This is a genomic window from Sphingomonas sp. Leaf30 (genome assembly GCF_001422525.1).
Taxonomy (GTDB): Bacteria; Pseudomonadota; Alphaproteobacteria; order Sphingomonadales; family Sphingomonadaceae; genus Sphingomonas; species Sphingomonas aerolata.
Map to the genome: position 1 here is coordinate 295,425 of NZ_LMKZ01000016.1, position 10,770 is coordinate 306,194.

5 protein-coding genes and 1 pseudogene are annotated in these 10,770 nt (G+C 62.4%); 5 read left to right on the forward strand and 1 reads right to left on the reverse strand.

What is annotated here, in order from left to right:
* Positions 1 to 21 precede the first annotated feature (21 nt).
* The 5 genes and pseudogenes from ASE89_RS13095 (at position 22) to ASE89_RS21270 (ending at position 9,041) form a co-directional block, all read left to right on the forward strand.
* On the forward strand, positions 22 to 3,096 hold the full coding sequence (locus tag ASE89_RS13095) for a glycosyl hydrolase family 28-related protein (protein ID WP_056678448.1): 3,075 nt from the start codon (positions 22 to 24) through the stop codon (positions 3,094 to 3,096).
* A 131-nt stretch (positions 3,097 to 3,227) separates the two neighbouring features.
* Positions 3,228 to 6,218: a TonB-dependent receptor plug domain-containing protein gene (locus ASE89_RS13100; RefSeq protein WP_443024347.1), complete on the forward strand. Its 2,991-nt coding sequence runs from the start codon at positions 3,228 to 3,230 to the stop codon at positions 6,216 to 6,218.
* A gap of 163 nt (positions 6,219 to 6,381) precedes the next feature.
* A pseudogene (locus ASE89_RS13105) lies at positions 6,382 to 7,028 on the forward strand (IS481 family transposase); the annotation flags it as partial.
* 262 nt (positions 7,029 to 7,290) lie between these two features.
* Positions 7,291 to 8,253, forward strand: a complete 963-nt coding sequence (locus ASE89_RS13110; RefSeq protein ID WP_056678452.1) for a glycoside hydrolase family 43 protein — start codon at positions 7,291 to 7,293, stop codon at positions 8,251 to 8,253.
* 392 nt (positions 8,254 to 8,645) lie between these two features.
* Complete coding sequence (locus tag ASE89_RS21270) at positions 8,646 to 9,041, forward strand: hypothetical protein (protein ID WP_236701782.1); 396 nt, start codon at positions 8,646 to 8,648, stop codon at positions 9,039 to 9,041.
* Positions 9,042 to 9,048: 7 nt separating this feature from the next.
* Here ASE89_RS21270 and ASE89_RS21610 read toward each other — a convergent pair whose 3' ends face one another.
* On the reverse strand, positions 9,049 to 9,366 hold the full coding sequence (locus tag ASE89_RS21610) for a hypothetical protein (protein ID WP_031439398.1): 318 nt from the start codon (positions 9,364 to 9,366) through the stop codon (positions 9,049 to 9,051).
* Between the last annotated feature and the right edge of the window lie 1,404 nt (positions 9,367 to 10,770).

Sequence of the window (10,770 nt, forward strand, 5' to 3'; positions counted from 1 at the left end):
TGCGATGAATGGGAACGAGTGATGGGCAACGTGGCAAGTACGATCCGGGGCGGTGTTGTGGTCGCCGTCCTGCTCCTCGGCACCCCCGGCACAGCCCAGCCTGTCCGCTCGTCGTCGGCGTTCGAGTCGGCACCGAACGATCCGCGGGCGATCACGGTCAAGGCAACCGGCGACGGCCAAACCGACGACAGCACGGCGATCCAGCAGGCGCTCGACGCTGCCGCAGCGAAGCCGGGTGGCGGAATCGTCTTCCTCCCCGCGGGACGGCACCGCATCACGCGCACTCTGTACATCTGGCCGGGCGTGCGCCTGTTCGGGGTCGGGCGTACGCGGCCCGTGCTGCTGCTGGCGCCGAAGACCCCCGGTTTTCAGCAGGGCGTCGGCAGCATGGTGTTCTTTGCCGGCAATAACCCGCGCGGCACCACGCTCGACAATTGGGGTAACCCGATCAAGGGCGCGCCGGTCGTTCCGGTTCCGCCTCCCACCAGCGTGCCGTTCGATGCCAGCATCGCCGACGCCAATTCGGGGACCTTCTACTCCGCGCTCTCCAATGTCGACTTCGAGATCGGCGAGGGAAATCCGGCCGCGACCGGCGTGCGCCAGCACACCGCGCAGCACACCTACCTTGCCCACATCGACTTTCGCCTCGGCTCCGCGCTCGCAGGCATATACCAGGTCGGCAACATCGGCATGAACTTGCGCTTCTTCGGCGGCCGCTACGGGATCCTCGCGGAGAAGACCTCCCCCGCCTGGCAATACACCCTGCTCGACGCTACCTTCGACGGACAGCGCGATGCCGCGATCCGTGAGCATGAGGCGCGCCTTACCCTCGTAAACACCGTGATCCGCAACACACCGGTCGGGATCGACATCGATCGCGGTTACGGCGAATCGCTATGGGGCAGCGATGTGCGGTTCGAGAATGTTTCGGAGGCCGGCGTTGTCATCAGCAACGAAAACTCCGTTCTCACGCAAATCGGCTTCGCCAACGCGCTGGCCACCAACACGCCCGTGTTCGCCCGCTTCCGCGATAGCGGACGCACGGTGGAAGGACGCGGCCAACGGTACCGCGTGGCGGAGTTCACTTACGGCCTGACGGTCGCCGGGCTCAACCAGCCGGGCACGTACCAGACACGCATCACCGCGGCGGCGATCGCCAGGCTGCCGAAGCGGCGCGACCCGGCAATCCGCGCACTACCGCCCGTGTCCGCCTGGGTCGACGTGCGTACGCTGGGCGTGAAGGGCGACAACAGCGCCGACGACACCTCCGCGATCCAGCGGGCGATCGACCGGCACCGGGTGCTCTACTTCCCCGCCGGCTTCTACCGCGTCACCAATACGTTGAAGCTACGGCCTGACAGCGTGCTGATCGGGCTGCATCCCGGCATGACGCAGATCGGCCTCCCTGACGACCTGCCCGACTATCGCGGCGTTGGTTCGCCTAAGGCGATGATCGAGAGCGCGAAGGGCGGCGACGCGATCGTCAGCGGCTTCGGGCTGTCCACCGGCGGCATCAATCCGCGCGCGACCGCCATGCTGTGGCGTGCGGGGGAACGCTCGCTGGTCGATGACGTGAAGTTCCAGGGCGGGCACGGCACCACGCTTGCCGACGGCAGCCGTTTCGAGCCGTACAACGCCAACCACACCGCCGACGCCGATGTCAGAAAACGCTGGGACGGCCAGTTCGCCAGCCTGTGGGTCACCGACGGCGGCGGCGGCACGTTCAACGGGCTGTGGACGCCCAACACCTACGCAAATGCCGGACTCTACGTTTCCGACACCAGCACGCCCGGCTACGTCTACGAAATGTCTGCCGAGCATCACGTCCGCGCGGAGATCGTACTGGATCGCGTCCGGAACTGGCAGTTCTTCGCACCGCAGACGGAGGAGGAGGCGGGCGAAAGCCGCAACGCGATCGCACTGGAAGTGCGCAACGCGCGCAACATCCTGTTCGCCAACTTCCACGGCTACCGCGTCACGCGCTCGATCCAGCCCGCATCGGCGGCGGTAAAGCTTTACGGTTCGACCGACATTCGCTTCCGGAACGTCCACGTAAATGCGGAAAGCGGCTTTGCGACCTGCGATGCGGCCGGCTGTGGCACTTATCTGCGCGCGAGCAAGTTCCCCTATGCCAACGCGATCACCGACGTCACGCGCGGCGGCGACGTACGCGAACGGGAGTTCGCCGTGCTCGACATTACCGATGCGACGACCGCGACCCCGGCGACGTCATCGATCGCACCCGTCAGCGAATTGGCCGACGGCTTCTACTCGATCGGCGGCGGCGCAGTAGATGCGGGCGGCAAGCTCTACTTCATCGACCGACACCATCAGCGCATCCATCGCTGGAGCGAGAGCGAACGGCTGTCGGTGATTGCCGATGCGCCGCTTGATGCCGTGAACCTGGCGGTGGACGCGTCGGGCACGCTGATGGTGCTCTCATCCGACGGACCGGAAGGCACGGTCTACGCGATCGATCCCGACAAGCCGAACGCGGTACGCACGATCGTGCCAACCGCAGTGACCGGCCGGTCGCAGGCGCGGGTGGCGCTGCCCGGCAGCGTCTGGAACAACGGCGAGTTCCGCGACCAATATGATCCGACGCGCGACCACTTCACGACGCTGGCGGAAATGTTTGCGCGCGACGTGGCGGTGCCCAAACCGCGCGAATATGTCTCCCCGAATGGAAGCCTCGTCCTGCCCGCCTATCGCGTTTGGCAGCAGGGCCCGGCCAACCAGCTCGGCTGGCGTTTCTCCGACTCGCTCGACACCTATGGCTGGGTGACCGGTCGCGTCGGCGATCGCATCCATATCGCCAACGCGTCGGAGAACCGCACTTACACCGGGCTGCTCGGGCCGGGCGGAGCAGTGCGCGACCTCAAGCCCTTTGCACCACGGGGCGGAGAAAGCGTGGCGACCGGTTCCGACGGTCGCGTCTACGTCGCGAACGGACACGTGTTCGTGTACGACGCCGCTGGTCGCGAGATCGGCCGGATCGATGTGCCCGATCGGCCGCTCCAGTTGCTGTTCGGCGGGGAGGACAGACGGACGCTGTACATCCTCACGCATCACGCGCTGTACGCGGCACGCCCTTGATACGACCTTGCCTGCGATGCCTGCGACTAAGGTCGTAGATGTCGACCCGGCGGCTATCCGCTACCGCCAATCCAAGAGTGCGGGCCCGTGCAGGCGACGTACCGATCAGCATAAATCTTGGGGGATGGATGATGTACCGCTTCTCGTCTGATCGCTGCCGCCTCGGCAACGCGCCAAGCCTGTTTGCCCTGGCCTTCACGCTTGTCGCGTCGCCGGCATTCGCGCAGACTACATCGAAGGTCGCGACAGCCGCGCTGCAGCAGGCCCCGGCCACGCTTCCAGCCGAGCCCGTTCAGACTCAGGCGGAGGACACGTCCGAGATCACGGTCACCGGCAGCCGCATCGTCGCCAACGGGTTCAATGCACCGACGCCCACTACCGTCATCGGTGCGGAACAGATCGCTAATAACGCGCAGCCGAACATATTTAACACCATCCAACAGTTGCCGTCGCTTCAGGGTTCGACTGGCGCGTCAACCGGTACCTTCAGCACCTCCAGCGGCACGCAGGGGCTCAGCTCCTTCTCGCTACGCGGGCTCCAGCCGATCCGCACGCTGACCCTGCTCGACGGCCAGCGCGTCGTCGGCGCAAACGTGACCGGCGTGCCAGACATCAGCATGTTCCCGCAGCTTCTTGTGAAGCGCGTCGACATCGTCAACGGCGGTGCGTCGGCGTCCTACGGCTCGGACGCGGTCGGCGGCGTGGTCAACTTCATCACCGATACCCGCTTCAAGGGCTTCAAGGGCAACGTCCTCGGCAGCATCACCAACTATGGTGACGACGAGACAGCGCTCGTCCAGGCGGCCTATGGTACGTCGCTGTTCGGCGATCGCCTGCACCTGATCGTTAGTGGCGAATACGACCATGAAGGCGGCGTGGGCCCGGGCAGTTACGGCACAGATCTCGCCGGCAGCCGCGATTGGCACCGCGCCTCGACACTGCTCAATTCCGGGATCACCAGCGGACCTGGACCGCAATTTACCTATGCCGATTTCGCGCAGCCGTACCAGTATGCGAAGTACGGCCTGATCAACAACGGTCCGCTCCAGGGCATTGCGTTCGACGCGAACGGCACGCCGGTCAACTTCCACTACGGGTCAGGCGGTAGACCGCTCGGCAACGGACGCGTATCAAACTGCTATCCGGGCAACGCCTTCTGTGTCGGCGGCGACTTGTCTGGCGCACCAGGTTCGAGCGCGTCGCTGAAATCCCAGCTAGAGCGCATCAACGGCTATGGCCGGATCGGTTACGAATTCGCTCCGAACAGCGAGATCTACGGCACCGTCAACATCGCGCAGGTCCGCACCAACAACCAGCCGAGCCCAGGATACAACCGTCCCAACCTGACGGTACAATGCGCCAACCCGTTCCTGCCGCAGCTCATCCGCGATCGGTGCTCGGCCGCCGGGATCACCTCCTTCAACTTCGGCACGAGCAACGGCCAGCTTCCGAACCAGCTCGTCCAGACCGATCGCGACCAGTACCGCTTCGTCATTGGCGCCAAGGGGGCGTTCAACCTTGGCAAATCCAACTGGAACTATGACGCTTACTATCAGCACGGCACGACCAAAGTCGCCATCGACGTTGATCGTATCGTGCTTCAGCCGCGCTACGTCGCCGCGACCAATGCGGTGGTGCTGAATGGCGCCGTCGTCTGCGCTGATCCGGCTGCCCGTGCCCTCGGCTGTCAGCCGATCAACATCTTCGGCAATTTCGCACCCAGTCAGGCGGCGCTCGACTACATCATGCCCCAGGCAGGCCCGCTGCAGCGCACGACTCTGAAGCAGGACGTGGCGAGCCTCAACTTCTCCGGGCAACCGTTCGACCTGTGGGCAGGTCCCCTGTCCGTGGCATTCGGCGGTGAGTACCGGCGCGAGTACTACAAGGTACGCGGCGACGCGTACGGCGCTGGCATGACCGACATCAGCCCGAACAGCGCGCTATACCCCGCCGATCCGCTGCTGAACTCGGCGCAGGGCAGCAATTGGGCCGCCGGCAATTACAAGAACGGCACCGGCGAGTACCACGTCTATGAAGGTTTTCTCGAGGTCAATCTGCCGCTGTGGAACAGCGACGGGCTCGGTCGCGCCAACCTGAACGGCGCCGCTCGCGTGACCGACTACAGCACGTCGGGCACCATCTGGGCGTGGAAGGTCGGCGGCACCTGGAGCACGCCGGTCGATGGCCTCACGCTGCGGGCCGTCACGTCCCGCGACGTTCGCGCACCGAACCTGTCGGAGCTGTTCGCCGCACCGACCGTAACGACGCTGCCGAGCTTCAACGATCCGTTCCGCAACGTCGCGGTACAGGTCTTCCAGAATACGGTTGGCAACCCGAACCTCCGGCCCGAAACCGCGCGCGATACCGAACTCGGCGTCGTCTACTCGCGCCCGTCGTGGCTGCCAGGACTCAGTCTGTCGGTGGACTATTATCAGATCAAGCTCAACGGGGTCGTGTCCACGCTTTCGCCCGATCAAATCGTCCGCTTCTGCTTTGAGGGGAACCAGGCCTTTTGCGGTGGCTTCCAACTGGATGGCGCGCAAGGTACCAACTTCGTCAACGTTCAGCCGTTCAACCTGGCGTCGTGGAAGACGAGCGGCTTCAACCTCGAGGCAAGCTACCAGTGGAAGCGGCCGCTTGGCCTGCCGGGCGCCTTCACGATACGCGCGCTCGGCACGCATGTTCGCGAATTCATCGTCGACGCTGGGATTGCCGGTGTCGCAAGACGCGATGATGCCGGTGCCAACACGGGCGCCATCCCGGACTGGAAGTGGCTGGCGACGCAGACCTACGATAGCGGCCGCTTGACGCTGACCGTGCAGGAGCGTTGGTTCTCGGACGGCGTTTTCAACAATAACTACGTGGTCTGCCAGACGGATTGCCCGGTCTCGACCGGTAACTTCAATACCGTCAACACCAACCGAATGAAGGGCGATTTCTACCTGGATCTTGGCGCAGCGTTCAACATTACCGATAAGATCAGCCTGTATGGCAAGGTCGACAACGTCTTCGACAATGATCCGACTCCGTCGCCGCAGACTAACACCGGTCTCGACGTCAATCCGGCTCTTTACGAAACGCTTGGCCGTATTTACCGGGCGGGCGTTCGTTTCAACTTCTGATGCCCCCCCTTACCGGGGAGCACTCAGGCAGGTTCGGCACTACGCCGGCCTGCCCGTCCTTTTATATTGTGGCCGGCATCATCGAACAACGGATACCGACTGTTAGGTGTTTGATTCCACGGTTTGATGGTGCGATCCTTTCGTTGGAATGGAAGGACGCCATATGGGACAAGTTCGTCACGGGAGCGCCACGACCACGCACGCTGTCCGAGCAGCAATACAGCGATCGCAAGCTTCGCTCTCGACGCTGAGCCGAGAGCTCGGGATCAACCCAAAGACGGTGGCGAAATGGCGGAAGCGGGCGACGGTTGAGGATTTGAAGACCGGGCCGAAGGCCCCTCACTCCACGCCCTTGAGCCAAGCCGAGGAGGCAGCGGTTGTCGCATTCCGGCGCCACACACTCCTGCCACTCGACGATTGCCTCTATGCGTTGCAGCCCTCGATCCCGCATCTGACACGGTTAGCGCTGCACCGCTGCCTGCAGCGGCATGGCATATCCCGTCTGCCGGACATTGAGGGTGACAAGCCGAAGCGACAGCGCTTCAAGCGCTACCCGATCGGCTTCTTCCACATGGATATCGCCGAGGTTCAGACCGCCGAAGGCAAGCTCTACCTGTTCGTCGGCATCGACCGCACCAGCAAGTTCGCCGTCACCCAGCTCGTCGACAAGGCTGACAGGCGAACGGCGTGGAGTTCCTTAAGCACCTGCTGAAAGCGGCGCCGTACCGGATCCACACGATCCTGACCGACAATCCTGTCCTGAGCGAAGTCGAAGGGGGCATCCAGTTTGCTGAGCAGCCCCGCAACCGTAACACCGCCTGGTCGCGTCAGATGCGCTACGACAGGCCCGCGCCCGTTACACCGCGACCGTCCGCCGCGAAGCCGAGGCGCATGGCTTCCCCTGGGCCTATTAGCAGTTCGACAGCGACTTCATCCTGTACGACATCAACAAGGATCGTTGGGTAGAGCCGATCCGCAAGGCGCTTGTACCGACGCGACGGTAGGGTATCCGACCGCACCGAAGTGATGCCTACGGCGCAAGATCGCCCCGGTGTACGAAGAAGGAGAGCACATGACGTACGAGCTGACGCGACGCACGGTTCTGGCGGGCATGGGTATAGGCATGGTCGGAACGACGCTGCCCGTCTTTGCACGGCAGCCCGACGATAGCGTTTTTCTGCTTAGCTACTTTACCGACAAGGACGAGGGCCGCGATGGGCTGAAGCTCGCGCGCAGCGACGATGGCTATGTGTTCACCGCGCTGGGCGGCGGGCGCGGCTTCCTCAAACCCGACATCGGGCAGGACAGGCTGATGCGCGATCCGCACCTGTCGCAGGGCCCGGACGGGCTATGGCATCTCGTCTGGACCAGCGACTGGTTCGGCGCGGTCATCGGCCATGCCACGTCGCGCGATCTCGTCCGCTGGTCGAAGCAGCAGACCATCCCGGTGATGACCGCGTTTCACGGTGTCCGGAACAGCTGGGCGCCCGAAATGACCTATGACGCAACGGCGCGCGAGTTCGTTATCATGTGGTCGAGCAGCATCGATGGCAGGTTCGGCGCAACGCCCGGCGCGCGCTTCGACGGGCTGAAGCTGCGGCCATATTATACCCGGACGCGGGACTTCCGGCGATTCACGCCGACCAGGCTTTTGTTCGACCCCGGTACGGACTCGATCGACTTCACCCTGCTCCCGTTGGACGGTGGCGGCTATCGGCTGATCTACAAGGACGAGACCCACGACGTCGAACAGCGGCGCTGGCTGGTAAGCCGTACCGCCGCCTCTCCGACCGGCCCGTTCGGTTCGGTCAGCGCCCCGTTTACGGGCACCATGACCGAAGGCCCTACCGCCATTCGGCTGAATGACCGGTACCTCGTCTATTACGACATCTACGAAAAGGGTCATTTCGGCGCGGCGTCGACTACAGACTTTGTGAATTGGCAGGACGAAACGGCGCGCATCCGCTTTCCGGACAGCGCGCGCCACGGCACGGTGATCCGGGTGCCCCGCGCCTTCGCCGACGCGATAAGTTGATCGAACTGGGATGCCTAAGCTGTGATACCGCGTGTGGAGCTGCTAAGCCTGTTTTGACCGGCGCTTGGTTTATTTGACCCGCGCACAGCTTGGCGACGCGATGACTCATATCGCCTTCGGCACGGAGTGGCCGAAGGCATTTTCCGGTACAACGGTAATTGCAAGATTTGCTGACGCTGTTCCGTGGGGGCCATAGCCACCGCCTGAGCTGCGCCAACGAACGTCCGCTCACTTTAGGTCGCTGCTCAAAAGTGGCCGTTCCGGCTTCTACCAGATACGGACGGGGCAGCCTCCTGCCCGGCTGTCTGAACGAACGTCTGCCTACGCCGTTCGCTTCCCGAAAGCGGACGGGCGGCTCTCCACCAGTTTTACCGCAAATGCGGGCAGTCCGCATGCACCGCGATGGCGCCGTTCGCTCTTTGAAGCTGTGCGTTCCTGCAGCTTTGGAATCTGCTGCCAGAACGCGGTGCGGTTCTCCATCAAAGAAGCTTCTTCCGCCTGCAGATAGCAGGCATTTTTGGCCGAATTACCTCAGCCAACCGGCCGTAAATGCCCCTGCCGCCCCCGCGACGTTTATGATAAAAGGCGGCATGCTCAAGACAAGAATGAAGCGGGTCGCCGATCGCGGCGATCACGCCGTGCGGCGCCTTGCCGAGATCGAAGCCTCGATCGCGGACCTTTCCAACGAGGATCTGCTCGATTTGGCTGACATCTTTAAAGCCGAGCCCCGCTCACCAATCGGGGATATGGCATTCGTTGAAATGGCGCGGCGGAATATCAGTCTTTAGAGACCGGTCAGGAATGAATTAGCAGGATCATGGGACTACCAAGGAGCATCGGCTGCCCCAAGGATCGCCCGCAATTTTGCATGATCATCAACGGAGCGACGACATAGCGATGATAGCGATTGGTACGCGGATCAACGAGATAGGCACGTTGGTCCGCGATGGCGGAGCCTTCTATCTTCGCCGCGATGTCGGTGGCCGCTACGAGCTGGAATTGCATCGTACCCCCGTAGATCTGGTAGAAAAGCGCGTCCGGCTCATCGGCACACTGGTTGGCCGAAATCTGGTGAACGCTGACGGCGTTGCGCCAGCTTAGTTGGCTGGACATTCCTGTTCAGTCGTCAGCCACTGGCCGCGATTCTGATTCAACCTGACTCATTGGCGTTGCGCACAAACCACGAACGGGCATCATCCATGCCATGGAACAGCGGATCATTCATGCCTGCGGTCATGAGCAGGCTCATCATCTTACCGGCTTTGAAAGCCAGCAGGAACGTAAGGCCAAGTGGCTGAAGACGACTACCTGTCGAGACTGCTTCGTTGCGAAAAAGCGGGCTGAGGAGGTCGCTGCGGCAGCGTTGAGCAGCGCCGCTGTCTCACACCTTGTTCTTCCGCCGCTAGCGGGGACCGATCGGCAAATCGGATGGGCGTCGACGATCAGGACCAAGCGGCTCGCAGCGCTAACCAACTCAAACAGCGACGCCGACTGTAGCGCATGCCTTCGGGTCACTGACGCCAAATGGTGGATCGATCACCGCGATCTGACGGACGTCGATCTGATGGCAGCAGTTACGAAGGCATCGGACATCCAGGACGTCAGGGCAGTGACGGCGTCGTTAACCGACATGCCTCGGACGGCATGATCACCTAGCTGACGCCGTCGCACGACCAGCCTTGCAGAAACGGTGTCATTGATAGCACGAACTTTAACGGGATACCGCGCGCTCCCCCCCCTGCCCGAGATCCAAGCCGGTGCGAAACGTCCGTCTTCATCACAGTGCTTTTAGGGTATGCCCTTAGCTCACCGCCTCAGGCTGGTCAGTTTTACGTAAAAAAACGGCGTATCGAATTTTAGTCAATTTCCTCGCCTAGTCCGGCTGAAGCCCTAACCAAACAGGACCATACGGCACCCATTCAAACAGCACCGCTGAAGCTGCATTCGGAGGGCGGTACATCGAACGGACTTAGATGCGCTAAGCCCCAGCCGGTTCACCCAGGCGTCGCAAAACACCTGTTTGTCGTACAGTCGTATTTGCGACCGGGTTTTCCACACATCTGACCGCTGAACGGCAATAATTGGTGGAAAGTCGCCGTCCGGATACACAAGCTAGAGGATGCCGATTGCACCATCGGCCCAGATCGCCAACGCAGCTAATATGACTCCACAAACGAGAGCCATCCGTAAGACCGACTGGTCAACGAACCGAACAATTAGCTCAATCGCACAGCCGACAACGGCGAAAATGGAGGCAGCCGCAATGAAATCCGCACCTGTCCAACGCACCTCGTCAGTGAACACCATCGCGATGGCCGGAAGGAGGAGTAAGCCTCCAAGGAGAGCCCAGAGGGCCGGACGCCAGCGTCCGAGATTAGCTGCTCGAGAACTGGCCGATACATTCACAGACACCCTCCATCGACGCTAACTTCACATGCGCCTTGAATGTCTGCAAGTGGGCGATTGTGTTGAAAAAGTCGGCCTTGCAGTGGTGTCGGCGGTCTGATTCAATCTTCG